The organism is Methylobacterium sp. 37f (assembly GCF_023093475.1).
Classification (GTDB): Bacteria; Pseudomonadota; Alphaproteobacteria; order Rhizobiales; family Beijerinckiaceae; genus Methylobacterium.
Genome location: NZ_JAGHKN010000021.1, coordinates 57,194 through 83,533, shown reverse-complemented (window position 1 = coordinate 83,533; position 26,340 = coordinate 57,194). Strand labels below are relative to the sequence as shown.

The 26,340-nt window shown below is 68.1% G+C and carries 20 protein-coding genes and 2 pseudogenes; 13 read left to right on the top strand and 9 right to left on the bottom strand.

The window, feature by feature from the left end:
* Both J7U37_RS15255 and J7U37_RS15250 read left to right on the top strand, forming a co-directional pair.
* Positions 1-112 (top strand): annotated as a pseudogene (locus tag J7U37_RS15255) (IS630 family transposase); the annotation flags it as partial.
* Between the two features lie 97 nt (positions 113-209).
* Positions 210-662, top strand: a complete 453-nt coding sequence (locus tag J7U37_RS15250) for a DUF1489 domain-containing protein (protein ID WP_056486589.1) — start codon at positions 210-212, stop codon at positions 660-662.
* 94 nt (positions 663-756) lie between these two features.
* Here the strand turns inward: J7U37_RS15250 and J7U37_RS15245 are convergent, their stop codons facing one another.
* Complete coding sequence (locus tag J7U37_RS15245) at positions 757-8,367, bottom strand: hypothetical protein (RefSeq protein ID WP_247636264.1); 7,611 nt, start codon at positions 8,365-8,367, stop codon at positions 757-759.
* Between the two features lie 320 nt (positions 8,368-8,687).
* On the opposite strand from J7U37_RS15245, the gene J7U37_RS15240 reads away from it, so the two are divergent.
* Together J7U37_RS15240 and J7U37_RS15235 are read left to right on the top strand one after the other, a co-directional pair.
* Positions 8,688-9,002 (top strand): Hpt domain-containing protein, encoded by a 315-nt coding sequence (locus J7U37_RS15240; protein WP_056188470.1) that lies wholly within the window; start codon positions 8,688-8,690, stop codon positions 9,000-9,002.
* Positions 9,003-9,182: 180 nt separating this feature from the next.
* Positions 9,183-9,503: a 2Fe-2S iron-sulfur cluster-binding protein gene (locus tag J7U37_RS15235; protein WP_056188467.1), complete on the top strand. Its 321-nt coding sequence runs from the start codon at positions 9,183-9,185 to the stop codon at positions 9,501-9,503.
* Here J7U37_RS15235 and J7U37_RS15230 read toward each other — a convergent pair.
* Positions 9,472-9,930, bottom strand: a complete 459-nt coding sequence (locus J7U37_RS15230) for a VOC family protein (protein WP_247636263.1) — start codon at positions 9,928-9,930, stop codon at positions 9,472-9,474. The two genes, J7U37_RS15235 and J7U37_RS15230, sit on opposite strands and share 32 nt — an antisense overlap.
* Positions 9,931-9,976: 46 nt before the next feature.
* Complete coding sequence (locus J7U37_RS15225; RefSeq protein WP_247636262.1) at positions 9,977-11,152, bottom strand: VWA domain-containing protein; 1,176 nt, start codon at positions 11,150-11,152, stop codon at positions 9,977-9,979.
* A 240-nt stretch (positions 11,153-11,392) separates the two neighbouring features.
* Here J7U37_RS15225 and J7U37_RS25295 point away from each other — a divergent pair.
* A pseudogene (locus J7U37_RS25295) lies at positions 11,393-11,728 on the top strand (hypothetical protein); the annotation flags it as partial.
* A gap of 220 nt (positions 11,729-11,948) precedes the next feature.
* Here the strand turns inward: J7U37_RS25295 and J7U37_RS15215 are convergent.
* On the bottom strand, positions 11,949-13,799 hold the full coding sequence (locus J7U37_RS15215; protein ID WP_247636260.1) for a cation:proton antiporter: 1,851 nt from the start codon (positions 13,797-13,799) through the stop codon (positions 11,949-11,951).
* A 301-nt stretch (positions 13,800-14,100) separates the two neighbouring features.
* On the opposite strand from J7U37_RS15215, the gene J7U37_RS15210 reads away from it, so the two are divergent.
* From J7U37_RS15210 to J7U37_RS15180, 7 genes are all read left to right on the top strand, one after another.
* Positions 14,101-15,360 carry an ATPase gene (locus J7U37_RS15210; protein ID WP_247636259.1) on the top strand — a complete coding sequence of 420 codons (1,260 nt, stop codon included), beginning with the start codon at positions 14,101-14,103 and terminating at the stop codon, positions 15,358-15,360.
* Complete coding sequence (locus tag J7U37_RS15205) at positions 15,357-16,007, top strand: hypothetical protein (RefSeq protein ID WP_056486603.1); 651 nt, start codon at positions 15,357-15,359, stop codon at positions 16,005-16,007. The genes J7U37_RS15210 and J7U37_RS15205 overlap by 4 nt, the downstream gene beginning before the upstream one ends.
* Positions 16,008-16,235: 228 nt before the next feature.
* The gene (locus J7U37_RS15200) at positions 16,236-17,087 is read left to right on the top strand and encodes a MoxR family ATPase (RefSeq protein ID WP_056188445.1); all 852 of its coding nucleotides are present in this window, start codon (positions 16,236-16,238) and stop codon (positions 17,085-17,087) included.
* A 112-nt stretch (positions 17,088-17,199) separates the two neighbouring features.
* A complete protein-coding gene (locus tag J7U37_RS15195) occupies positions 17,200-17,718 on the top strand; it encodes a histidine phosphatase family protein (protein WP_056188441.1) in 519 nt (172 codons plus the stop codon).
* 160 nt (positions 17,719-17,878) lie between these two features.
* On the top strand, positions 17,879-19,081 hold the full coding sequence (locus J7U37_RS15190; RefSeq protein ID WP_247636258.1) for a hypothetical protein: 1,203 nt from the start codon (positions 17,879-17,881) through the stop codon (positions 19,079-19,081).
* A 134-nt stretch (positions 19,082-19,215) separates the two neighbouring features.
* Positions 19,216-20,655 carry a YcjX family protein gene (locus J7U37_RS15185; RefSeq protein WP_247636257.1) on the top strand — a complete coding sequence of 480 codons (1,440 nt, stop codon included), beginning with the start codon at positions 19,216-19,218 and terminating at the stop codon, positions 20,653-20,655.
* 21 nt (positions 20,656-20,676) lie between these two features.
* On the top strand, positions 20,677-21,699 hold the full coding sequence (locus J7U37_RS15180) for a TIGR01620 family protein (RefSeq protein WP_247636256.1): 1,023 nt from the start codon (positions 20,677-20,679) through the stop codon (positions 21,697-21,699).
* Between the two features lie 3 nt (positions 21,700-21,702).
* On the opposite strand, the gene J7U37_RS15175 is transcribed toward J7U37_RS15180, so the two are convergent.
* The 5 genes from J7U37_RS15175 to J7U37_RS15155 form a co-directional block, all read right to left on the bottom strand.
* Positions 21,703-22,254 (bottom strand): alpha/beta hydrolase, encoded by a 552-nt coding sequence (locus J7U37_RS15175; protein ID WP_247636255.1) that lies wholly within the window; start codon positions 22,252-22,254, stop codon positions 21,703-21,705.
* 148 nt (positions 22,255-22,402) lie between these two features.
* Positions 22,403-23,110 (bottom strand): hypothetical protein, encoded by a 708-nt coding sequence (locus tag J7U37_RS15170; RefSeq protein WP_247636254.1) that lies wholly within the window; start codon positions 23,108-23,110, stop codon positions 22,403-22,405.
* 89 nt (positions 23,111-23,199) lie between these two features.
* Positions 23,200-23,592: a DUF3618 domain-containing protein gene (locus tag J7U37_RS15165; RefSeq protein ID WP_056188424.1), complete on the bottom strand. Its 393-nt coding sequence runs from the start codon at positions 23,590-23,592 to the stop codon at positions 23,200-23,202.
* Complete coding sequence (locus J7U37_RS15160; protein ID WP_056486622.1) at positions 23,589-23,984, bottom strand: phage holin family protein; 396 nt, start codon at positions 23,982-23,984, stop codon at positions 23,589-23,591. Before J7U37_RS15160 ends, J7U37_RS15165 begins: the two co-directional genes overlap by 4 nt.
* Before the next feature lie 10 nt (positions 23,985-23,994).
* Complete coding sequence (locus tag J7U37_RS15155) at positions 23,995-24,477, bottom strand: hypothetical protein (protein ID WP_056188418.1); 483 nt, start codon at positions 24,475-24,477, stop codon at positions 23,995-23,997.
* 389 nt (positions 24,478-24,866) lie between these two features.
* Here J7U37_RS15155 and J7U37_RS15150 point away from each other — a divergent pair, with 389 nt between their 5' ends.
* A complete protein-coding gene (locus J7U37_RS15150; protein WP_247636253.1) occupies positions 24,867-26,288 on the top strand; it encodes a trehalose-6-phosphate synthase in 1,422 nt (473 codons plus the stop codon).
* Positions 26,289-26,340 lie beyond the last annotated feature (52 nt).

The window sequence follows — 26,340 nt, the reverse complement described above, 5'->3', positions numbered from 1 at the left end:
GGCCGAGCGCACGGTCGATCGGCTCTGGACTGTCGTCGGCAATCTGCTCGACGCCTTCACCCCAACCGAGTGCGCAAACTACTTCGCTGCCGCCGGTTACGATCCGGAGTAGGTGGAAACCGCTCTAATCCCGAGAGGCCCGAGCGACGCGGCGTCGCGCGCCCCAACCAGCGCGCGCCTCGAAACCGGATGGCTGGTACAACGCCGCCATGGCCGCCCCTCAAACCCTCCACCTGCTGAAACTCTGCGTCGGCCCCGCCAGCATCGCGGAACTGGAAGCGCGCATCGCGCACCATCGCGAAGACGCGCTGCGCCAGGGGCGTGATCCATCGCCGGTGCATACCACCCGGATGGTGCCGACCCGGGCCACCGACATCGCCGGACGCGGCTCGATCTACTGGGTGATCAAGGGGACGTTGCTGTGCCGGCAATCGGTCACCGCCATCACGCCGTTCACCGATGCGGACGGCATCGGCCGGTGTCGGCTGGTCCTCGAGCCCGCCGTAACCGCCGTCTCGCCACGGCCGTGCCGGCCGTTCCAGGGCTGGCGCTATCTGAAGGCCGAAGACGCGCCTGCGGACCTCGATGCCGGCACCGCCGGGGGCCTCGCCGAGATGCCCGAACCCCTGCGCCGTGAGCTTGCGAGCCTCGGCCTGATCTGAAGGCCGCATCCCGGTTCTCGGCTCGGAAAACCGAAACCCCCACCGTCCCGGAGGAGGGTGGGGGCTGCCGCTCTCGGCCGTGCCTGATCGGGGCTCAGGCCCCGTCGAAGCGCCCGCTGGCATGGGCCAGCATGGTGTAGACCTTGCCGGTCTCCGAGGTGAGGTAGGCATCGGCCCGCGACGAGTCGCGGTCGTTCTTCGAGACATCCCCGAGCAGGCGCTCGAACTCGCCCACGTAGCGATCCACCGTGCGCCGGAAATCCGCGTCGCCGGCGTAGCGGCGACGGACCTCCTCGAAGGTCTGCCGACCCTGCGCCGTGTAGATGCGGCGGTCGAACAGGTTCGGCTCACCCCGGCGATAGCGCTCCCACAGGTCCACCGCGGTCTGGTGGTCGATCATCTTGGCGATGTCGCTGGAGATCGTCTCCAGGGCGGTCCGGCCGCGCTCGGCCGCATTCTTCTGCGCCTCGCCCTGCGGGGTCGGCGTCGCCTTCACGGTGGGGCTTTGCGAGCCCAGCCCTTGCGTGCCGAGCCCTTGGGTGCCGAGCCCTTGCGCGTCCGTCTCCGGGTCCGCGTCGTCGTCGAGGGAGGCGCGCGTCAGCAGGTCGGAGAGCCAGCCGCGGTTCTCGGACCCCCGCGCATCCGGGCGTGGGGCGGTGCCGGGACGAAGCACTTCGCCGGTCCGGGACGCCGGGGCGGAGACGACGTTGATCGACTGGCCGGGACGAGAGGCGGGCGCCGGCTTCGCCGGGGCCGGGGCCGGGGCAGACGCCTTGGCAGGCGCGACCTTGGTGGGCGCGGACTTGGCCGGCGCGATCTTGACCGGTGCGGACTCGGCCGGGACGGGCGCCGGGGCCTCGGGGCGTCGCGGCTCCGAGACTTTCGGTGCGACCGCATCCACCGCCCGCCCCGAGCTCTGCACCAGGGTGGACAGCTCAGTCAGGGCCTTGAGCTGCTCGGAGACCACGCGGCGCATCGCGCCGGTCGCCTCCTGCGTGTCGCGCGGGATCTCGAGGACGCCGCGCTGGAGATCGGCGCGAGTCGCGTCGAGCTCGCGCCGGATCTCGGCCGCCATCTCGCGCAGGCCCGAGACCGACTCGCCGAAGCGGCTGGAGGCCGTCTCCAGGACGGTCATCATCTGCTGCGAGGCCGCCTCGATCGCGGTCCGCACGGCCTGGGCCGTCCGCTCGCTCTCGGTGTCGGCTCCGGCGCGCAGGCCTTCGAAGGCCTGGGTGACGGTGGCGCCGGCGCCGGTCGCGGTCTCGGACAGGCTGGCCCCGAGGGCCTTCGTGCGCGCCTCGGCCGACCGCAGGGTCTGGCCGATCAGGGCGTCGAAGCGCGCGGTCTGCTCTTCCAAGGTCCCGGAGCGCTCCTCGATGCGCGACAGCACATCGGTGATGGCGCGCTCGCGCTCGGCGAGACGATCGCCTAGGCGCCCCTCGACGCTCTCGAGTTCGCCGGTGGCGCCCTTCAGCTGGCCCGCAGCACCTTCGAGCTGACCGACGGCCTGACGCAGGATCCCGGCCTGGTTGCGGCCGATCTCGTTGAGCGCGCGACCCCGATCGTCGAGGGATGCGGTCAGCTCCGCCGCATCCTGCAGCGCCCCTTCGGCGACCGCCTTGAGCTGCGCGACCTGCTCGGCCACGCCGGTGCTGGCGCGCTCGGTCTCGCTGGCGATCGCCGAAAGCCCTTCGCGGATGTCGGCGATGCGACCCGACAGGCCCGCCTCGATCCGCCCGAGGTTTTCACCCGTTCCGGCCAGCAATTCCCTGAGGCCGTCATTCGCCCCGTCGATCCGCTCCAGGACCTTGTAGAGGTCGCCGCGCATCTGATCGTTGGCGTTGGTGAGCGCCGCGATCGCCCGCGCCGCACCGCCGTCGATGACCGACAGCAGGGCCTCGGCGGAGGCCCGGGACTGGGCCGCCAGGGCGTCTGTCCGCTCGCGTATGGCTGCGACCAGCGGAGCGCCGCTCTCGTTCAGGGCCCGCTCGATGGCGTCGCCGCGCAGGGTCAGAGCCTCGGCCAGCTGCGCCGCCGGCCCGTCCACGATCTCGCGCAGGCGCTCCGACTGGTCGGTGAGCGCGGTGACGACGGCCTTGCCGCGTCCGTCCAGGGTGTCGAGGAGAGCGCCGCCGCCCTCCTCGATGGCGCGCGTGATCGTCTCGGCGCTCTCGGCCAGACGCCGGGCGAGAGACTGCCCGCGGGCTTCGACCAGACCCGCCAGCGCCGTCGAGCGCCGGTCGAACGCCTCCGTCATGGCGCCGGTGCGGCTGTCGAGCAGGGACGCCACGGCCTCGTTGCGCTGATCGAGCGTCGCGGCCAGGGCCTGACTGTGGGCTTCGGCCAGGGTGGCGTGACGCGCGACACGCTCGTCGAGCGCCGTGAGCATCGCCGCGGTGCGCTCGTCGACCAGGGTCGCATAGGCATCCTGGCGATCGTCGAAGGCCGAGGCCAGGGCGTCGCCGCGCGAGGCGACGAGGGTCGCAAACACCTTCATCCGGCTGTCGATGCGGCTGGTGAAGGCGTCGGCGCGGCTGTCGACCGCTTCCACCAGGGCATTGCCCTGCGTGTCGATGGTGCGGGAGAGTTCGGTGGCCCGGGCTTCCACGAGGGCATCGAGGGCCGACAGGCGCTCGTCGAACAGCGTGGCGAGGGCGCGGCCGCGGATCTCGGCCTGCTCCGCGAGACCGTCCGCCCGATGCTCCACGGTCTCGTCGAGGGTCCGCAACTGCGTATCGAACACCGAGGCCAGGTGCCGGACCCGCTCGTCGACCCGGTCGGTGAGCGTGCCGGTACGACCGTCAACAACCTGCGTGAGCGTGGTGAGGCGCTCGTCGAGGATCGCCACGAGAGTCCGGGTCCGGTCGTCCGTCTGGGCCACCAGGGAGGTCGCCCGATCCTCGACCAGATGGTCGAGATTGCGCAGCCGCTCCTCGAACAGCGAGACGAGGGTGTGGGTGAGGGCTTCGGCCTGCTGGCGCAGAGCGCGCGCCCGCTCGTCGACGAGCTGATCGAGGTGCTCGACCCGCGTGTCCATGAGCGAGACCAGCGCCTTGGCGCGGGCATCGACCTCGTCCGACAACGTGCCGGTGCGATGGTCGACCAGTCGGTCGAGGGCGCCGATCCGCTCGTCGAACAGCGTCGTCAGGCCGCGCGTCCGGGCCTCGACCCGATCGGTCAAAGCGTCCGTGCGGGTGTCGACCACCGAATCGAGGGTGCTCAGAACCTCGTCGAACAGGCTGCGCAGGCCGTGGGTCCGCGCGTCCAGGGCCTGATTCAGATGGGCGCCGCGACCGCCGATGATCTCATCCAGGGCGCCGATGCGCTCGGCGAGGAGATTGGCGAGGATCTCGGTCCGGTTCTCCAGGGTCTCGGTGAGGGTCGCGCCGCGGTGGTCGACGAGCTGGCCGAGGATGTTGATGCGATGGTCGAACAGGTTGGCCAGGGCCCGCGTCCGCTCGTCCACGGCCTGTGCCATCTCCCCGCTGCGGCGATCGGTGAGTTCGTCCAGGGCACCGATGCGCTGGTCGAAGGTCTCCGCCAGCGCCCGTGTGCGCGCCTCGACGGCGTCGGACAGAGTGCCGCCACGGCGATCCACCACTTCGTCGAGGTGTTCGATGCGCTCCTCGAAGAGCGTGGCCAGGGCCTGGGTGCGGGCCTCCACGGCCTCGGCCGCGCTGCCGAGGCTCGCCGTGATGGTGTCGACCAGGGCGCGGCCACGCTGATCGAGCGTGTCGTGCAGCGGAGTGAGGCGGTCGCTGAAGCTGGAGCCCAGGCTGTTGGCGTGGGTGTCGAGCAGAGCGCGGATCTCGCCGGTCCGGTCGTCGAGGAGCTGGTGAACGGTGCGAACGCCCTCGTCGAGCAGCGAACTGATGTCGAGGGTGCGGCGATCCAGGGTCGAGCCGAGGCGGCCTTCGCCGTCGGTGAGCTGGCGATCCGCCTCCGCCACCATCTCGCGCAGGCGGGCCAGGATCGACTCGCCGCGCTGCTCCAGCACCTCGCCGAGCGAGTTGCTGCCGAGATCGAACAGGCGCGCCAGTTCGGTGATCCGGCCGCCCAGGGCGCCGAACACGGCCCGGCCCTTCTCGTCGAGCTCCGAGCCCATCGCCGCCGTACGGGCGTCGATGAGGCGGACGAGTTCGTCGGCGCGCTCGGCGAAGGCCTGGCGGATGGCGCCGGCCTGGGTGTCGAGGGCCGTGTTGGCGCCGTCGGTCCGGGCGACGATCATGTCCACGAGTTCGCGGGTGCGGTTGGCGAGATCCTCGTCCACGGCCCGGGTGCGGCTCTCGATCAGGCGGATCGCTTCGAAGGCCTGCGCCCCGAAGGATTCCTCGATCAGGCGGCTGCGCTCTTCGAGCGCGGTACCGATCGCCTCCAGGCGCCCGAGCACGCCGGCATCGAAGCGCCCGGCCCCCTCGTCGAGACGGCGGGACAATTCGAGGGTCTGCTCGTCGAGGCGGCGGGCGATCTCGGCGGAGCGCTCGCCGAGCACGTCGCCGAGATCGGCGCTGCGCTGCGCGAGATCGAGCGCCATGGTGTCGGCGCGGGCATCGAGGGTCTGGACAAGGTCGCGGCCGCTCTCGACCATGACGCGCGCCATCTCGGCGGTGCGCACGATCAGCGCTTCGTTGAGGGCCGTGGCGCGGCCGCCGAGATGGCCGTCGATCTGGGCCACCAGATTGGCAAAGGTCTCGCCGATCTCGGTGGAGCGACGGTTCGAACGCTCCTCGAGGGCGCCGAGCTGGCTTTCCACGGCCGCCTGCGCTTCGCGCGTCCGCTCGGCGATGCGGTCGGCGACGGCGTTGCCCTGCACGGTGATGACGCGGTCCATCTCCTCCAGCCGCCCGGAGACGGATTCGGTAAGGGCGGCGGTGTCGCGCGAGATGCGGTCGGCGAGGATGTCGCCGCGGGCGATGGTTTCCTGAAGGGTGGCGAGCCGATCGTTGAGAACGCGGTCGATGGCCTGCACACGCGTCTCGGTGGTGTCGGCAAAGCTCGCACCGGTCTGGCTCAGCGCATCGTTGACGCGGGCCCCCTGAGCGGTGACGGCCAGCACGATGTCGCGGCCGGTATTCGCGAGCTGGGCCTGAGCCTCCTGGGCCTGGGCGGCAATCAGCTCGCCGAGGGTCTGGCCGTGGCTTCCGAAGGCGGATTCGACGTCGCGAACCCGGGCGGTGAGATCGCCGCCCAGACCATCGGCCGCACGGGCGATCAGGCCGGCCGCTTCCTCGGCGCGCCGGACCAGTTCGTCGTTGACCGCGTCGAGCGTGGTCCGAAGGGCCTCGATCGAAGCCGTCGCGCGGGCGCCCACGGCGCCGCCGACGCTATCGGCGGCATGGCGCAGGAGTTCGGCAGCCTCGGCCGTGCGAGCCGCCAGATCCGCCGAGGTGGCGGAAAGCCGGTTCTCGAAGATCTGAACGGCTTCGACGGTGCGGGCTTCGAGTTCGCCCGTGGCGCTCGCCGAGGCGCGACGCAGGGCCTGCGAGGCTTCGGTCGTGCTGGCGCCGAGGGAAACGGTGGTCTCTTCGGCGCTGCGCCGGAAGGTTTCGGCGGCCTCCGAGGTCCGGCTGCCGATCTGCTCGTCGAGGGTCGCGGCGGTCGAACGCAGGCTTTCGAGGGCGCCGAGGGTCCGCGTCTCGAAGGCCTGACCGAGCCCGCTCAGGGCACCGTCGAGAACCTCCGTCGCCTCCTGGGTCCGATGGCGGATGAGATCGCTGACCCGATCACCCGTGGCGCCGAGGGTGGCTTCCAAAGACTGCCCCTCGACGGAGACCGTCTGATGCAGGCGGTTCGCGACCGACTCGATGCGGTCGGCCAGGGCGCCGCCGTGCTGGTCGAGGCCGGTGGCAATGCCTTCGACGGACCGGAGCAGGGTTTCGCGCAGGGCGTCCGCCCGCGTGCCGAAGGTCTCGACGATGGCGCTCGCCGCGAGGGCCAGCCCCGCCTGCGTGTCGCGGCCGCGCGTCTCGAACAGGTTCGAGATTTCGGAGCCATGGACCGTGATGGTCTCGTGCAGACGTTCCGCCGCCGTCTCGATGCGTCCCGCCAGGGTCCCGCCGTGATCGTCGATGCCGGACGCGATGTTCTCCACCGACCGCATCAAGTCGTCGCGCACGCCTTCTGCGCGGTTCGCGAAGGTCTCGACCACGGCACTCGCCGCCAGGGCGAGGCTGGCCTGGGCCTCGCGGCCCCGGGTCTCGATCAGGTCCGACACCTCGGTGCCCGCCGTCTCGATCTCGCTGCGCAGAGCGGCGCCACGGGCGGTGATCTCCTGAGTCAGGGCCGCGCCGGTCTCGGCGAAGCGGGCGGTGATCTCGCCGCCGGTGGTGGAGAACTGCGCCGTCAATTCGGAGCCGCGCGTGAGGAACGCGTTTTCCAGGCCGCGGGTGGATTGCTCGAAGGTCTCGCGAACCTCGCCGCCCTGGCGGTTGAGGGCTTCGATAACCTCGGAGCCGGTCTGGGCCAGGGTGCGGGCGACCTGCCCGGCGTTTTCCGCCAGCGTGGTGGTGAGGATGCCGCCGGTGCGCTCGAAGGCGCGGGTGACTTCCTCCGCCCGGGTCTCCAGGGACTGGGTCAGGGCCGTGCCGACCTCCGCGAGGCTGCCGCGCACGCCCTCGCTGGTCGATGCCAGGCGCTGAACGAGATCGTCGCCACGGCCGGAGACCAGTTCGACGACGCGGTCGCCCGCCTCGCCGAGGGCCGCCGTGATCGCGTCGCCGCGCTCGCCGAGCGCCGAGGTGATCGCTTCGCCGCGCGCGTCCAGGGCGGTGGTGACCCGGTCGCCCGCGCCGTTCACCGCCGACACGATGCGCTCGGCGGCGCCGTCGAGCTCCGCCGTGAGGCTCTGATGCGTGCCCGTGATGGCCCCGCGGACGCGCTCGGCATTGGCGATGATCGATTCCCGCTGGGCGATCAGCTCGTCGACCAGGGAGCGGATGCGGATCTCGTTGTCGGAATAGGCACGCTCCAGGGTGGCGATCTCGCCGCGCACCAGGGTTTCGAGCTCGCCGGCGCGCGCCAGTGCCCGCTCGACGCCGTCACCGACCGCCGCCACCTCGCGACGGACCGTCTGCGACATGGTGAGCACCGCGTCGGTGGAGAAATTCTCGGGCTCCGCGAGCCGGATCGCGACCTCGCCCACGGCGCGGGCGACGAGGCGCATTTCCTGGGCGCGGACCGCCAGCATGGCCATGATGGCGAACAGGACGACGGGGCCGACCAGCGTCGTCGCCGCAACGGCGCTCTGGATCGCGGTCAGGCCCTGGAAGAAGCCGCGCAGATCACCGCCGGACTGGCTCCAGGCGAGACCCAGCAGGCCGGCGATCCAGAGCGCTCCGGCGCCCGCCGCCACGAGGTAGGGGGCGCCCGACGGACGGACACGCAGGGTCTGTTGCAGGATGCCGATGTTCTGCCGGTCGTCGTTGGCGACCATGGAGCGGTCGGGCGGCAGCAGGCCGCCCTCCCGGCGCGGCCGGTTCCGGTCCGGCGGCGGCAGGTCGGAAGCCAGGGGCTGGTCGAGATCGAGGCGGGGCGGAGCCAGGCGTCCGGTGGGATCGCGCAAAGGATCGCCGTCGCCGACGTCGGGGAGCCGCGGCTCGACCCGCGATGCGTCGTCGCCCTGGGCGAACGCGTCGAGGTTGAGAGCCTGCTCGATCGCCGACAAAGCCGCCTCGGCCGGGTCCTTGAGCTTCTTTTCCGTGGCCATACAACGCCTCGTTACGCGTATCCCGACCGCCGGCCGCACCCGACGATCAAGGTTACTTTTACCAATTTACCAAGGAACTTTAGACTTTGGCACAGGGCTCGGATACCCGAGCCCGCCGCGGCGCCCAAAAAACCTTAACGGAATGGTTACCAAGCCAGGGGCCGGCGCCGCTCCGTCGTCTTTCCGCATGATGCCTCAACGCTTAAACGGAAGCGAACGGCCCCGAGCCTGAGCTGTGGATAGCCGGGAGGGCGCACAGGCGCGGTCTCGTTCGATCCCCGGAAGCCGAAGGACCCGACGTGCCGGATACCGACGCAGCGATGCTGATCGACCGCGAGTTCCTGGCGCGCCAGACCTTCGGGGATCTCGAACTCGCATCCGAACTGCTGGGCCTGTTCGCGGACCAGTGCCGTCGTCTCCTGCCGTTGATCGGGGAGGCGGCGCGTCCCCTGGGCGAGCGGGCCGATTTCGCCCACACCCTCAAGGGGTCGGCCCTCGGGGTCGGCGCCGGACGGGTCGCCGCGCGTGCCAGTGCCGTCGAGGACGCCCTGCGGGCCGGAGACGCCGCCGTTTCCACCGAGGCGCTCTCGGAAGCGGTGGCGGACACCCTCGCGGCGCTGCCGGCATCGTCCTGAAATCGGCACGCGGACGTCGCGTCGCGGAGGTCCGATGGAACGGGGCGGCCTCTGCGGCGTAAGCGCAAGAATCCTCAGCCGGCCGGCGAGCGCGCTTGCATTCGGAGGCCTGCCCCTTCAAGGCAGGCGATGCGCCGCACAACCGGCTGTTCTACGCGTTGTCCGAGCCCGGAGCCCCCGATGCCCAAGATCACCTACGTCGACCATGCCGGAACGGCCAGGACCGTGGAGGGCGACGTGGGATCGACCGTGATGGAAGCGGCGATCCGCAACAACGTCCCGGGCATCGATGCGGAGTGCGGCGGCGCCTGCGCCTGCGCCACCTGCCACGTCTACGTCGATGCGGCCTGGGCGGAGGTCGTCGGCCCCGCCGAGGCGATGGAGCAGGACATGCTCGACTTCGCCTCCGATGTGCGCGCGACCTCGCGCCTGTGCTGCCAGATCCGGATCACGCCGGACCTCGACGGGCTCAGCGTGACGACCCCGGCACGACAGGGCTGACCGGCCGGACCCCAAGGCTTTCCTGGAATCGCAGCAGATAGCCGTCCGGGTCCTGGATCAGGAACTGCCGGCAACCGACCTCCCGGGCTCCGACCCGATACCAGGCCTCGTGCGCCGGTCGGAAGAGCGGCCAACCGAGCGTTGCGAGGCGTTCGAGCATCGGGTCGATGCCGCGCACGGTGATCTGAAGGTTGATGCCGCGTCCGAACGGTCGGGCGAGCGGACCTGTTTCCCAGGCGCCGTTGATCCGGTTCAGCATCACCTGGCTTCCCGCGTGCACGAGATAGGCGAAGCCGTTCTCGGGCCGCTGGTAGGCGATGTCGAAACCGAGGCTTTCGCACCAGAAGGCGAGGCTTCGTTCGAGATCCGTCACATCGAGTTCCGGGACGAGGGGGGCGAACCCGCCCTCCGGCATCCGGTCGAGCATCCGTCAGCCTCCCGATCCCGAACCGATTCGGCGTTCCGGCGTCACCCTATCGGATCAGCGCCCGCATGGCTGCGTCGATGCCCTCGAGGTTGAGGGGGAACATGCGGTCGCCCACCAGCCGCCGCACCATGCCGATCGACTGGGTGTAGGCCCAGTGCTCCGGCGGCACCGGGTTGAGCCAGACCGCCTTGGGGAACCGCTCGAGGATGCGGCCGAGCCAGACCGCGCCGGGCTCCTCGTTCCAGTGCTCGACCGAGCCTCCCGCCATGGCGATCTCGTAGGGGCTCATCGAGGCATCGCCGACGAAGACCACGCGATAATCCGCCGGGTAGGTCCGCAGCACGTCGAGCAGCGGCAGCGTCTCGTCGTGCCGCCGGCGGTTCTCGCGCCAGACCCGCTCGTAGGGACAATTGTGGAAATAGAAGTGCTCGACATGCTTGAACTCCGAGCAGGCGGCGGAGAACAGCTCCTCGGCGAGCGCCACGTGCCCGTCCATCGAGCCCCCGACGTCGAGGAACAGCAGAACCTTCACGGCATTGCGTCGCTCGGGCCGAAGCTTCACGTCGAGATAGCCCTTCGCCGCCGTCTCCCGGATGGTGCCGTCGAGATCGAGTTCCTCGGCCGCGCCGGTGCGGGCGAAGCGGCGCAGGCGGCGCAGGGCCACCCGCATGTTGCGGGTACCGAGTTCGACGGTGTCGTCGAGATCCTTGAAGGTGCGCTTGTCCCAGACCTTCACCGCGCGGAAGTTGCGGTTGCCGTCCTGGCCGATGCGGATGCCCTCGGGATTGTAGCCGTAGGCCCCGAAGGGTGAGGTGCCGCCGGTGCCGATCCACTTGTTGCCGCCCTGGTGCCGCTCGCGTTGCTCGGCCAGGCGCTGCTTGAGGGTCTCGAACAGCTTGTCCCAGCCGAGCGCCTGAAGCTCCGCCTTCTCGGCCTCCGTCAGGTATTTCTCCGCGAGCTTGCGCAACCAGGCTTCCGGGATCGCTGCGGGGGCCGTCGCCTCGCCGAGGGTTTCGAGACCCTTGAATACGGTCCCGAACACGCGATCGAACCGGTCGAGGTTGCGCTCATCCTTCACCAGGGCGGTCCGGGCGAGAAGGTAGAATTCCTCGACGCGCTTCTCGGCCAGATCCCGGTCCAGGGCACCGAGCAGGGTCAGGAACTCCCGGAGGGTGACTGGAACCTTGGCCTCGCGCAGGGCGGTGAAGAACTGGAGCAGCATGGGACGACAACGGAGGAAGCGATGCCCGGGGTCAAGGGGCCGCCCGGCCGGCGCGACGGGCCGACTGACATAGGTTAAACTGGGTATAACCCGGAATTTCTGTTGATAGCTCCTGTGGGAGGTTATTCCGGCGGAGAGGACTTGTCATCTGAATCGAACATCTTGGTCCCACGGTCTCGTGCAAGTCAGGGCAAGTCGTCAGGGCGCATGGTCTTTGGGTAGAGTAAAGGAGTGACCGACATGGCGCTCGCGCTGCGCTCGTTGAGCGATTTCAAACGGTTTCTGTCCGAGCCGGGCGCGACGATTCAGGTGGTGCGCAACACCTTCATCGATCGCCAGCCCGCCTCCTTCGCCGACGCCTATCGGGCCAAGGGGATGTACGAGCCGCGCACCATCCGGGCCGTCTCGAAGAAGGCGGCGATCTTCTCGGTCCAGGGCCACCCGACCACGATCTGGCTGTACTGGGACAAGGGCACGCGCAAATGGCGGTTCAACGACGATACGGTGACCATCCCGCTCGACACCGGTCTCGGGCCGCCCGACGAGATCGTGTATCGCTGTAGCTACGCGCCCGGCATGGACCCGAGCCTGAATCCGCCCGTGCGCCGGGCCAAACAGCGGACCCCGAAGCCGCCCGACGCCCTGAAGCCTGCCACTCCGAGACCTCCGCCCGCGCTCAAGACCGCTCCGGGCGGCACGTCGCCGTCGGCGGGCACCACCGTGCTGCCGGCGCCTATGATGCCCCTGCGCGGGCAGGGCCGCCTGCTCTGAGCGGACCCGTCCGCCCGCATGAGCCTCAGGCGCTCTTGATCGCGGGCTTGATGGCGGACTCGTCCGCGACGGCCGGCGTCTCCCGTCCCTCCTGGCCCTTGCCGACGGTGCGGCGCGCCCGGAACGCAGGACGGACCTCGGTCTCCTTCTTCCGCAACATCGCCCGGTACTCGTCGCGCCGCTCGTGGATCGAGGCGATCACGAGGCCCATCGGCACGCCGACATCGACGAGGACCGCCTCGGAGAGTTGCAGCGACGCCTCGATGGTCTCCGGGACCGCATCGTCCACACCCATTTCGTAGAGGGCGGTCGCGTGGCGGGCGTCGCGCGCCCGGGCCACGATGGTGATGTCGCGCCGCTCGGCCCGGGCCGCCTCGACCACCGCTTCGACGGCACGCGGCGTATCCAGCGTGACCACCAGCGCCCGCGCATTGGCGATGTCGCAGCGCCGCAGCAATTCGGGATTGGCCGAATCGCCGAAATAGACCGGGTTGCCGAGGCGGCGGTGTTCCGAAACCCGGGCGGCATCCGCGTCGAGCGCCAGGTACGGGATCTTGTGGCGGGTCAGCATCTCGCCGACGAGGCGGCCGACCCGGCCATAGCCGGCGATGATGACGCGGTTCTGCTGGCGATCGGGCACCGGTTCGGCCCGGGCGCGACCCAGCTGCGCGGTGGTGAAGCGCTTACCGAGGCGCCGGCCGACGACCGCGAGGGCGGGAATCGCGATCATGGTCACGGTGGTGACGATGAGGGCGGCCTGTCCGACCTCCTCGGGCACGAGCCCACCGGCGAGCGCCCCGCCGATCAGCACGAAGGCGAACTCGCCGCCCGGTCCGAGCAGGAGGGCGGCCTCGATGGCCACCGATCGGGAGAGTTTGAGAAAGCGAGCGGCCGCGACGATCACCGCGCCCTTGATCAGGATCAGCGCCATCGCCAGCCCCAGCACGGCACCGGGCGCCGACATCAGATGGGCCGGATCGAGGTTCATGCCCACGGAGACGAAGAACACGCCGAGGAGCAGGCCCTTGAACGGATCGATCGTGGCCTCGATGGCGCGGCGATACTCGGTCTCGGCCAGCAGCAGGCCGGCGACGAAGGCGCCGAGCGTCATCGACAGGCCGGCCGCCGCCGCGGTCACGGCCGTGCCGATGATGACCAGGAGACAGGCCGCCATGAACAGTTCGGGTGACCGCGTCCGGGCGACGAGCTGAAACAGCGGCCGGAGGGCGAGACGCCCCACCACCACGATCACCACGATGGCGATGGCCGCTTGGCCCAGAGCGAGGGCCAGGGCGCCGCCCACGTCGGAGCCGTCGTTGCGGCCCAGCACCGCGATGGCGAACAACACCGGGGCCACCGCGAGATCCTGGAACAGCAACACGGCGAAGCTGGCGCGGCCCGCCGGCGTATTCAGTCGCTTCTGGTCGGCCAGGACCGGCAGGACCACGGCGGTCGACGACAGGGCCAGGGCGAGGCCGACGATGATCGCGGCGGCCAGGGGAACCGAGAGCGACAACAGGATGGCGCCGATGACGGCCGATGAGGCCAGGACCTGGATCGAGCCGAGGCCGAAGACTAGGCGGCGCAGCGTCCGCAGGCGTTCCCAGGACAGCTCGACCCCGATCATGAACATCAGGAAGATGACGCCGAATTCCGCCAGATGGGCGATCTCCGACCGATTCGCGATCGTGAAGGTCGAAACCCAGGGATACGTCTCGGCGAAGCGCCCGAGACCGAAGGGGCCGAGCAGGGCGCCGGCCCCGATGAAGCCGAGGACCGGGCTGATCCGCAGGCGATGGAACAGCGGCACCACCACGCCAGCGGTGACGAGGAACAGAATCGCTTCCTTGTAGGAGCCGGCGTGCACGTCCGTCATCGGTTCGAGATGTCTCCTGAAGCGTGGAACCGCCGGGCGGCGTCGCGGAGAGCGGCCGGGTTCCTCGCCGCACGGTTCTTCGCAGCACGATTCCTCGCAGGACCATGGCCGCTGGCGACCGGTCGACGCAACCGTGCACGGGGCGCGAAATCACGAATTGGCTGGCTGCGGCAATTGGAATGGGGGAGACCGTACCGTCGGCGTCTCTGATGCGGCGCAAAAACGGCACAATGCGCGCATAAGGCGAAGCGTTAATGAACGGTGAAGCGCGCGATGGCGCGTTTCGAGACACGAGTGCCCCATGCGAAAGACGCCGCCCAACCGGGACGTGCAGCGGGAAGCCCGCGAATGGCGCCGGGAATCCGAGCGCTGGACCCACGAGCGACACATCGAGAAGGGCTACCGCATCAAGTGGGGCTACGTCTCGATCGCCTACCTCGTCGAGTTCATGGTGATCGGAGCGTCGCTCTGGGGCGCCTGGCTGTTCGCGGGCGTCTACAGCGACGGTGATTCCAAGGCGTTCTACTTCATGCTCCTGGCACCGCTGGTCTATGCGGCGGTGGAGCTGTGTCGCGTCCCCCTCGGCATCCTGGCGCGGACGCAGCGCTCGTATGTGATCCGAATGCTGGCGATCGTCGGCATCATCTTCGCGGCAGGCGTGACCACCAAATCGGTGTCGCAGCTCGGCGAGATGATGTTCCACCCCCGCCTGATGGATGCCGCGAAAGCCAAGACGGCGCTCAAGGATGCCCAGGCCGATCGCGGGACGATCGACAACCGGATCGCCGCGGCCGATGCTCGGGTGGCCCAATATACGACGGAACTGGATCAGATCGAGAAACGCAGCGCCGAGAATGCCAGCCAGCTCGCCGGCCTGCCGCCGCAGCGCTGCGAACGCGTCTACGGCACCAACAGTCGGGGCCAGCGCTACTCGAACATGAAGTGCGTCACCGATCCGCGGACCGCGACCCTGAATGCCAGCGTCGCCAAGGCCGGCACGGACCGCGGCGCGGTGATGAAGCTGCTGGAGGACGCCCGCAAGGCGCGCGGCGAACTCGACCGCGGCGCCGCCGAGCGCAAGGTCGCCGATGCCGAGCAGGCCTACCGCAATTCGGTCAACCGATCGCAGCTGCACTCCTTCACCGCGATGGTCTACGGCGTCGATCCGATCGACGTGAGCGAGGCGCAGGTCCACGCCTTCCTGCGGATCTTCGTGTTCGTGCCGGCCCTCTGCGCCGCCTTCGCGTCGACGATCCTCGCCCTCTGCGCCGTGTCGGTGCGCAAGACCTTCATGGACGAGGACGATCTCGGCGCCACCGTCGATCCGGCGGCGACGCCCTACATGCTGGATTCGATCACGGACGCCCTACGCCAGGAAATGGCGCTGACCCAGCCGCGCCCCGTTCCGGAGGAAGCGGCGGTGCAGCCTGCGGCGGCTAGCGTCGCCCCGGTGGTGGCCCCGGCCCCGGCCCCGGCCCCGGCCGCAGCGCCGGGCGGCGCGGTGATCCCGATGGATCGGCGCCCGCCCGCCCAGGCCGTCAGCGCGGGAGCCGGCGCATGAGCATTCACACGCCCGGCACGCCGGAGAATGTCGTTCTCGCCCAGAGCGTGAACGGCCGCCTGCGGGCGGAAGCGCGGATCATCGCGGCGCGGGCCTTCCTGTTCCGCGCCCTCGGGGCAGGGGCCTTCACGCTCCTCGCCGGAATGGGGATCGGCGCGGCATCCTACGGCTACGCCTATATGAACCAGTTCGACTCGGCGGCCGAGAAGATCGCTGCCGCGATGCAGGCGGCCCTCTCGGATGTGACGCTGAAGACCAAGGGCGAGGTCACGCTGACCGACAACGTTCTGAAGCTCGAGGGCGGCCTGCCCAAGGCCGGCGGGGCTCCGACTCCGACCAAGGCCCAGCTCGGCGCCGATGCGGCGCCCGCCTCGAAGGCTCCCGTGAACACCACCTTCACGGTGTTCAAGCAGGTGCCCTACATGGATGGCCAGATCGTCACCGGCTGGAACTTCCGCGCCAACGAGGAGCAGCCGTTCCAGCAATATTGCTATTTCTCTCGCCGCCAGAACGAGCAGAAGGGCCAGGTCGAGATCAAGATCGACCTTGCGATGGATGGCAAGACCCTGCCGCAGCCGCAGAAATCGGACGTCAACCTCGGCATCCTCGCGTCGAACTGCGTCTGGCACGACGGCAAGACGCTCTGAACGGCAAGACGCCCTAAACGGCAAGACGCTCTGAACGGCGAGACGCTCTCGGCAGCAAGCCGCTTGAGGCACCAAGATGCTTGAGATCGTCAGCGCTTCGAAACGGCTGATCTCTCAAGGCGCATCGTCCCATCTCGGCTGCGCCGGGTGCCTTGCGGGGATGGCGGCCGCGCACTAACCCGGACGTGTCCGCGTCCTGTTTCCGGCCCCCCTCCCGCGAGTTCCGCCATGCGCTTCACCGGCACCGCCGACTACGTCGCGACCTCCGACCTGACCACGGCGGTCAATGCCGCGATCGTGCTGGAACGGCCGCTCCTGGTGAAGGGCGAGCCGGGGACCGGCAAGACCGTCCTGGCCGAGGAGATCGCCAAGGGCCTCGGCGCTCCGCTGCTGACCTGGAACGTCAAGTCGACGACCAAGGCGCAGCAGGGCCTCTACGAGTACGACGCGGTCTCGCGCCTGCGGGACAGCCAACTCGGCGACCCGCGCGTGTCCGACATCGGCAACTACATCCGGCGGGGCAAGCTGTGGGAGGCCTTCACGGCCCCCGAGCGGCCCGTGCTGCTGATCGACGAGATCGACAAGGCGGACATCGAGTTTCCGAACGATCTCCTGACCGAACTCGACCGGATGGAGTTCCACGTCTACGAGACCGGCGAGACGATCCGGGCCGAGCGGCGCCCCATCGTGATCATCACCTCGAACAACGAGAAGGAGTTGCCGGACGCGTTCCTGCGCCGTTGCTTCTTCCACTACATCACCTTCCCCGATGCGGAGACGCTGAAGGCCATCGTCGAGGTGCATTACCCCGGCATCAAGCACCGCCTCGTGGAGGAGGCTTTGCGCGTCTTCCTCGAGACCCGCGGGGTCCCCGGCCTGAAGAAGAAGCCCTCGACCTCCGAGCTGCTCGATTGGCTCAAGCTCCTCGTCTCCGAGGACGTGACGCCCGAGACCTTGCGCGAGCGCGATGGCCGGAAGCTGATCCCGCCGCTGCACGGCGCGCTCCTGAAGAACGAGCAGGATGTCAGCCTCTTCGAGAAGCTCGCTTTCATGATGCGCCGGGATCAGCGCGGCGGCTGACGTCCAACGCCGTCGGGCATGGGCACGGCGCCGGACCAGGACGGGATTCTGGTTCTCGGCAGCCCTCGATCCCGGATCCCGTCCTCTCCTCGCGCCGAAAGCTGCTCCCCGCATGCGTCGCTTGATCCTCCTGCGTCACGCCAAGTCCGACCGCGCCCCCGGGGTGACCGATCTGGACCGTCCCCTCAATCCGCGCGGCCAGCGGGCCGCACCGCGCATGGGCGCCTACCTCGTCGCGGAAGGCCTGACCCCGGATGCCGTCGTCGTCTCGCCGGCGCTGCGCACCCGCCAGACCTGGGACGCCGTCCAGACCGTCCTGAAGGGTCCGGAGCCGAAGATCGTCGCGTCGATCTACGAAGCCCCGGACTCGGCGCTTCTCGCGGTGGTGCAGGCGACCCCCGACGAGGCCGGAAGCCTCCTGATGATCGGACACAACCCGGGGCTTCAGGAACTCGCACTGCGCTTGGCCGGCACCGGCGACAAAGCGGGGCGAAAGCGCCTGATGCTGGAGTTTCCGACCGCGGCCGTCGCGGTGATCGACTTCGACGCGGCACGCTGGAGCGCGATCGGCTCCGGCACCGGTCGCCTGGATCGGTTCGTCGCGCCGAAGGATCTCGACATCGACGATTGATTCCGGGCGGCCCGCAGTGGGAGCGGCTGCGCCAAGCGCGCGCGGTTGAACGGGTGCGGGCGGATCGAACCCTTGCCGTTGGATCGAACCCTTGCCGTCGGATTGAACCCTTGCCGTCCACCGCTCGTTTCACCCGTCCCCGGCAAGCTTCGCAGATCCCGTGCTCCTTACCACGCTTCTCGTTCTCACAACGTTGCTGCCGGGCCTCGAAGGGCCGGTGCGAAGCGTGTCGAAGAATGTCGCGGACTTGAGCGCTCGTTTGGCGCCACCTCCACGCGTCCTTCCGGTATACGAGGCTGAGACGCGCGTCGTTTCCAACTGGCAGTTCGAGGCCGGGGCCAGCCTCCAGCCGACGTCCCTCGCGCTCGTCGCGCGCTACGCCAGCGCAGCCCCCCCCTTTGTGGCGCGCTGTGTCAAGCTGAACAACTACTGGTGCATCAAGCGCGCGCGCTGGTCCGGCGAGATCGGCGGTGACACCGAGGGGCATACGGGCTTCGCGACCGCCAGTGATGGGGCAGACGCCGCTGCGCAGTTACTGCGTCGTTACTATCGCGAATACGGACGCCGTACGGCACTCTCGATCGTAAGACGCTGGGCGCCGGCGGAATGTCGGATCGGCGGCGCTCCTCTTGCTGGACGTGTACCATCGACCAAGGTCGCCACCGACCTCGCACCGCGCGGCATCAATCGAACGCTGCGGGCCCGGTTCCTGGCCCGGCATCCGCGCGGTGGCGCGTCGCGGCACGCCAATACCAGTCGAGGCGGCCCGCTCCGCGTCCAGCCCTGGTCCCCCCTGGCTCGGATGGCCCGTCCGAAAGCGCCACAAAGCGGCTTATTGGTCAGGCACTCCGAGCTTCTCGTTAAGCCCTCCACCCTGATTGCAAGGCCATCGGTCCTGCTCGTGGAGCCCACTGCCGTTCTCGGTCAGTCTGTGCCTGGCAACAGGGCGCTGGAGAAGGGGGCGATGAAGAAGAAGGCACACCTGACACCGGTTTCTCCATCCCGTGTCGCGTCGGATATTGGGCTGCAAGAGCGTTTCGTGATCGAATCTGCTCAGCTGCCGCCAATCGTGGCAGGCTCTAACCTCCTGGATCTCAGCCCGCCCACACCGCTTTGCGGGAACGATGAGACGCGGATACGGAACTATGCCGCTCGGATCGCCGCAAGCGTCGGCCTGAAGGTCGAAGACGACCTCAAGCTGTTCGGTCCCGAGGGGCAGCCGCTGATCAATCTGCAGGCTGTCATGCTCGCCATGTCGAGCGTCGAACTTGGAACTCTGCGTGCCAGCCCAACCCTGGTCGGGGCTGCCATCGCTCGCATGAACGTGAATACACGCTCGGCAATTGCGGTCTCGCCGCCCTGACCATACGAGCAACCGGGACCGTCTTCTCGCGGAGCCTTGCGCTGATCGGGTCCGGCCGCCACCTCAACGCCACGCTCGGCGCTTTCTTCGCATCGCCGTCTCAGGAAGCACCGTTACGCCATGAACAGGTTGCCATGAACAGCTTTGCCGCGCGCGCGGGTTCCGCGGTCAAGGCCTTCGCCGAAGCGTCGAGTGATCTTCTGATCCAGCCGACCCTTCGGCTCGGCGTCACCGGACTGGCGCGTTCGGGCAAGACCGTGTTCACGACCGCGCTGATCCATCATCTCGTGGAAGCGCATGCGTTGCCCGCCTTCGCGCCCGCGCATGAAGGGCGGCTGCGCCGGGCGCGCCTGGTGCCTCAACCGGACGACGATATCCCGCGCTTCCCCTACGAGGAGCATTACGCAGCGCTGACCGAGCAGCGCCTGTGGCCCCGCTCCACCGACCGGATCAGCCAGTTCCGTCTGGCCATCGAGTACGAGCGCGCAGGCTCCTGGCGTTCCGGGCCGGGGACGTTGATGCTCGACGTGGTGGATTATCCGGGAGAATGGCTCCTCGACCTTGCGCTGATCGACCAGACCTACACCGCCTGGTCACGGGCGACGATTGCGGGCACACGGCGCAGTGGACGTGCCGCGATGGCTGGACCCTGGCTCGAAACCCTCAAGGGCCTCGATCCACTGGCGCCCCTCGACGAGGTCGTGGCCGAGCATGCCAGCACAGCCTTCAAGACCTATCTGTCAGCCTTACGGGCTGGCCCCGAAGCGGTCGCGACCACGCCGCCAGGACGGTTCCTCATGCCGGGCGACTTGGCAGGTTCGCCGGCGCTGACCTTCGCGCCGCTCGACCGTCTCCCGGAGACCTTGCCTTCCGACAGCCTCGCCGGGCTGATGGAACGTCGCTTCGAGGCCTATAAGGCGAAGGTGGTGGAGCCGTTTTTCCGGAATCACTTCCAGCGTGTCGATCGCCAGATCGTCCTGGTCGACGTGCTTGCCGCGGTCGACGCCGGGCCGGCGGCCCTCGCCGAACTGGAGGAAGCGCTGGACTCAGTGCTGCTCAGCTTCCGCATCGGTCGCAACACCATCCTGTCGCGCCTGTTCGCGCCCCGAGCCGAGCGTATCCTGTTCGCCGCGACCAAGGCGGATCATCTGCATCAGACCAGCCATGACCGGCTCGACGCGTTGTTGCGGCTCCTGGTGTCGCGTGCGATGCGGCGAACCGAGGCGGCCGGCGCCCGGGTCGGGACGGTGGCACTGGCTTCCGTCCGGGCCACGCGGGAGACGACAATCCACGATGGCGACGAGAAACTCCGCGCGGTATCCGGGACACCAGAAGCTGGCGAAACGGTCGGCGACGACGTTTTCGACGGCCTGAGTGAAGCGGCGATCTTTCCGGGGGAACTGCCGCAGCGGCCGGAAGCGGTCCTGGAAGGCGCAGTACCACCGGGTTCTCTGCGCTTCCCCCGGTTTCGACCACCCTTGGTGAAGGCCGATGCCCTCGGCCGGCCCGGTGACCTTCCGCAGATCCGCCTGGATCGTGCCATGCAGTTCCTCATCGGCGACAAGCTCGCTTAACGCTCGCCAGGATGCCCCGCCATGAGTTTGACCCAACGTCCCCGCGCCTTCCGAATTCCGTCCTCGACGACGGTCGTCGCGGACGAGGGCGCGGTGCCACCGCCACCGCACGTACGGATCGTCGACGAGCCGTTCGAGATCGTGGAGGCGGCCGATGGTGTCGCGGTGCCGGTGGCACCACGGAGCCGGGCTCCGTGGCTCAGCCTGCTCCTGGTCGCTCTCGGTGGCCTCGTCTCCTTAGGGGTCGGCCTCTCGGTCGAGCGCATGATCGCCGATCTGTTCAGTGCTGCACCCTGGCTTGGCGGCGTGGCTCTGGTTCTGCTGGCGATCGCCGCGGTCGCGTTCCTGGCCATCTTCGCCCGCGAACTCTCCGGCATCTGGCGAGAGCGGCAGATCGAGCGGGTTCGGGCCAAGGCCGTCGCTGCCATCGCCACGCGCGATCATTCCTCGGCTCAGGCCGTGGTGCGCGACCTGTCGGCGCTCTACGCCGATCGCAGCGCTCTGAACGCCGGCAGGATTCGGCTCGATACGTTGGGCGACGCCATTCTCGATGTGGACGATCGGATCGGCCTTGCCGAGCACGAGCTGCTCGCCCCCCTCGACCGACAGGCGCGCAATGCCATCGCATCAGCCGCGAAGCAGGTCTCGGCGGTGACGGCTCTGAGCCCGCGCGCCATCGTCGACGTCGCCTTCGTGGTTTTCGCCGCCGTCCGTCTTCTGCGCCGTATCGCAACGATTTATGGCGGGCGGCCCGGATTCCTGGGATTCCTCCGGCTCGCCCGTTCAGCATTCGCGCATCTCACTGTGACGGGCGGCATGGCCGTTGGCGAAAGTATGGTCCAGCAAGTGCTCGGCCTCGGCATCGCGGCCCGCGTATCGGCGAAACTGGGCGAGGGAGTTCTCAACGGATTGATGACCGCCCGCTTCGGCCTCGCCGCTATGGCGGTGTGTCGGCCTCTGCCCTTCGTTCGGGAAGCGCCGCCGCGCCTGACCGACGTGGCCGGCGAATTGCTCAGACCCCTCGCTGAATCCGAGAAGCCCTGAACATCAGAGGGATTTCAGGAAACCGGCGAGCCGCATCAGGCCTTCCGGCCATGGGCCATGTCCGCTGGCGACATTGATGTGGCCCGACTCGCCGGCATCGACGACCACCGAGCCCCAGGCATAGGCGAAATCCTCGGCCCGCTCGTATCTACAGTACGGGTCGTTTCGACTGGCAACCACAAGCGATGGGAAGGGAAGGGGCTCACGCGGAACGGGCGCGAAAGCCGTGACACTGGTGGGAAGGTTCGGCGTCGTCTCCACGTCCGGAAACGCGACCAGAAGGGCTCCACGAACGACACCGGGTCTGAAATGCGGTGACGCCTGAACGGCTGCGACGACACCCAGACTGTGAGCGATCAGAATCACGGGACGAACTGCCGCATTCACGGCCTCCACGATCCGCGCGCGCCAAGCGTCGGGATCCGGGTGATTCCAGTCGTCCTGTACGATGATCCGCCCCGTTGAGAGCCGGTCCGCCCACCGCGCCTGCCAATGGTCGTCTTCGGACCCCGCATAGCCGGGCAGGATCAAAATTTCGCAATCGGCAATCTTCATGCAGTCAGTCGATAGTGGCTCTGCGAAGCGGCGTCGAGCCGAGATGCAGGCCCCCCCGACCGATTGCGTCACATCATGTCTCAAACGAAGACGAGGACAGCGCCAAGCGGCACTGTCCTCGTCTGAGGTTTAGAAGCGCGCCCGACGATCAGTTCGGCGCTGAGGTCCGATCGTGAGGGGTCGCCGAAGGGGTCTGATCACCCGCGCTGGCACGCTGGACGGCGGCATTCAAGTTTTCAGGATCGAGTGCGCTCGCGACGAATTCGCGGCCGCGGTGGGTTACGTCACGGGCGTAACGCAGTCCCTGGTCGCGGACCTCATCCGCCCAGGGGCCGACATTCTGGTCCTCAGTCCGGGTTCGCGGCAGCAAGGCTCCGATCAGGAGGCCAGCTGCAAGGCCGACGACGCCGACGAGAAGGGGATTCTCCGCCACGAAGTCCTCGACTGCAGACTTGCCGTCCTGGAGGCGAGCATTGCTCCGATCGCTCAAATCATTGACCCGGCGAAGTCCTTCCCGGTGCGTTTCCGAAGCCCATCCCCGTGCATCATCGTACACGTCCGAGGCGCGCTCCCGAAGATCCTTTGCGGTGTCCGACAGACGATCGCGGGTGTCGCTCGCCGCGGTGGCAGCCCGATCCCGAAGGTCGCTTGCCCGCGCTGCGGCTTCGTCCGCCATGGACCCTTCATTGAAGCCACCCGTATGGATACTGTGAGTCTGGGTTCCCGTGTGATGGCTCGGGCTCGGGATGTCGTGCAAAGATCCTTCCGTTTGATGGCCGCGCGGCATCCCTGCGGCGAGAGCGATATCATCCGGAAGCGAACGATGCTGGTCGCCGGGTTTCTGGGTCGAACTCATGGGAAACTCCTGATGGTCGGCGATGGTCTCTGAGGATCGGGTCACGGTGCCCACGAGGAGCAGATCAGCGTGATCCTTGGCTCAGGACCTCAGATCTGCGTTTCGCTCGACAGGGAATGGGCCGGGCGCTGTGTCGGAAGGTCGGGATCGTAGACGCGGTCGGCTCCGGTCTTCGTGACCGGAAGACCTTCGACGGCGAGGCGTCCCCGCCGACGCACCGCCGGGGCGGTCTGGTTCGTCGACATCCGGTGGAGCAACCAACCGATTCCGGCTGCAATCAGTAGAACCGGGACCGGATTGCGCCGCACGGCTTCGAGTGCGCCATCATAGGCACCGCTCAGAGGAGTCTGCCGGGCATTGCCCAGCATCTCGTCGACGATGCTGGAGACCGATAGTCTGTCCTGGATCTGATCGATCGTTTGATCGAGGCGAGCCCGGCTCGCTTCGATATCCTTCTCGAGGTCGTTCAACGACTCGGTCATCCTGATACCCTTTCGGACAAGGTGCGGGCATCCTGGCGGACCTGACGGGAGGTACGAACGGGCGCGAGGGTCGACAGGGACATCGCGTTCTTGCCGAACAGAGCGAGAGCGACGGCCACGATCAGCAGGACGCCGCCAACGATAAGTGCCGCGAGGGCTTCCGATTGCACGACGGTGGCCAGCCATTTCACGAGCGCGTCCACTAGGACGAACAAGGCGACGACCCCAAAAACGGCGGCGCCGACCAGGAGTCCGAGCCCGATGAAGAGCGCGCGGACATTGCTCGTCATCTCGTTTCGGAAGAGGGCGATCTCCTTCCGAGCCAGTTCATTCGTTTCGCGCAGGGCATCGCCGATGAGGCCCTGGATACTGGATTGCGGACCGGTGGTCATATCCCGAACCTCAAAGTCGATGGTGCGTCGGGTAGGTTTCGTTCAGGGGCGCAGCGCTCGTCGATTTAATGAAGCGCGCGACCACGAAACCGGTCAGGAAGGTGGCGACCGCCACCGCGACGGGAGAGCGGCGAGCGAACGCCTCAGCGTCCTCGTAGAACTCCGAGAAGCTGCGCTCCTCGATCGACGCTCCCAGGTGTTCCAGTCCGTCTGCGGCGCTGTCGAAGAAGGCGCGGATGTTGGGCTGAGCCTCGAAGGTCTTGCTCGACTCCCGCACGGACTTGGCGAGGTCCGTGACCGAACGGGCGGCGTCGCCTTTGCGCTGATCGACGTAGTCAGTGGCATGGGAACGGGCGGCATCGACGAAGCTGCGTCCGCGCTCGGCGGCGACGTCTGCGATCCCCTCGACATCGCCGCGCAGCGCTTTCCAGTCGGCCGTCGGGTTCACCGGCTCCGCACCCGTTGAGGGCCCTGGGGATTGATTTGCGGTCACGGAGACACTCCTCGGCACGGGTTGGGCAGATTACCAATTTGCCACGGTTCAACAGCCTCGGGAGAGGCAGGGTTCCGCTCTTCGTAACACCCTCGACAGCAAGAGCCTCAGCCGCCGTTCAGGTCGAACTCGCTAAACCGTCTAAGCTTGACCGTCGTAAACCGGCGGTCATGCATCTTATGCGCCGAAAGGCATCGCTGATCAGGGCGAGGTGAGGTTCAAGCTGCCGTTGTTCGCCGTGAACCCGAGGCATTCAGGCCTTGACCCAGATGCATCGAACGCGCTTGGCTGCATCGACGGATCGCGCTTGGCTTCCGCGCGTTCACCCAATGTATCATTTCGGTCGAACGCGCTTGTGCGTAAGACCCGTGAGGACCGGAGCCGGCTTCGTGGCACGTCTCGTCATCGTATCGAACCGCGTTGCAATCCCCGAGGAAGGGGGCAAGGCTGTGGCGGCCGGTGGTCTCGCCGTCGCCGTCAAGGAAGCGTTCACCGCTTACGAGGGGTTGTGGTTCGGCTGGAGCGGAAACGTCGTCGAGAACCCTTCGAGTGAGCCGACCCTGATCGACCGGGGGCATATCAGTTACGCCGTGGTCGATCTGTCACCCCAAGACCATCGCGAGTATTACAGCGGTTTCGCCAACCGCGCCCTTTGGCCGATCATGCACTACAGGCTCGGCCTGGGTGCATTCTCGCGCTCGGATTACGCTGGCTATCAGCGGGTCAATCGCATCTTCGCGCGCGCCCTGGCCAATCTCGTGGAGCCCGATGACATCATCTGGGTGCACGATTATCATCTTCTCCCCCTGGCTTCGGAACTACGTGGCCTCGGGATCGCAAATCCCATCGGCTACTTCCACCACATTCCCTGGCCGGCGGCCGACGTGTTCAACACGCTGCCGGCGAGCGGCGATCTGTTGCGCGGGATCGCCGATTACGATCTCATTGGCTTGCAGACCGATCCCGACGTCCACAACCTGACGCGTAATCTCATCGACGAACTCCGGGCGATTCCCCTCGGCGGCGGCTCGCTGATGGTGGATGGACGCCGTACCCGAATCCGCAGCTTCCCGATCGGCATCGATGTCGCTGGGTTCAAGGAAGCTGCCGAGAACGCCGGGTCGAACCGCACGGTTCGCGAAACGATGGCTGGATTGCGGACGCGAAAGCTTCTGATCGGCGTCGATCGGCTCGATTATTCGAAGGGCGTGCCTGAGCGAATGGAGGCCGTCGATCGGTTCTTCGCTTCCAACCCCGATCAGCGCGGTAACGTGGTCTATCTGCAGATCACGCCGAAATCTCGGACTGAAGTCCCCGAGTACGAAGATCTCAGCAGAGAGGTGAACGAGACCGTCGGGCACATCAACGGAACCCTCGGTGAGCCGAACTGGACGCCGATCCAGTACGTCACCAAGGCCTATCCGCGCCCTGTCCTGGCGGGCCTCTATCGTGCGGCGCGGGTCGGGCTGGTGACGCCGATGCGCGATGGCATGAACCTTGTCGCCAAGGAATACGTCGTCGCTCAGACCGAGGAGGATCCTGGCGTCCTCGTGCTGTCGAAATTTGCCGGTGCCGCGCGACAGTTGCCCGAGGCTCTTCTGGTCAATCCCTACGACCGGTTCGAGGTGGCGGAAGCGATCCGGACGGCGCTCTACATGCCGCGTGGCGAGCGTCTGGAGCGGTGGAAGCCGATGTTGGAGCGCATGACGCGCGAGGATGTCGATTGGTGGGCCCGCAACTTCATGGTGGAGCTCGAGAATTTTCGGACGATCGAGCGTGAGCCACCTCGCACGGCGGCCGCTGCGGAATGATCATCCGGCGTCGTCCTTCGGCGCCTTGAACCCGGGACGGCACCAACTTCTT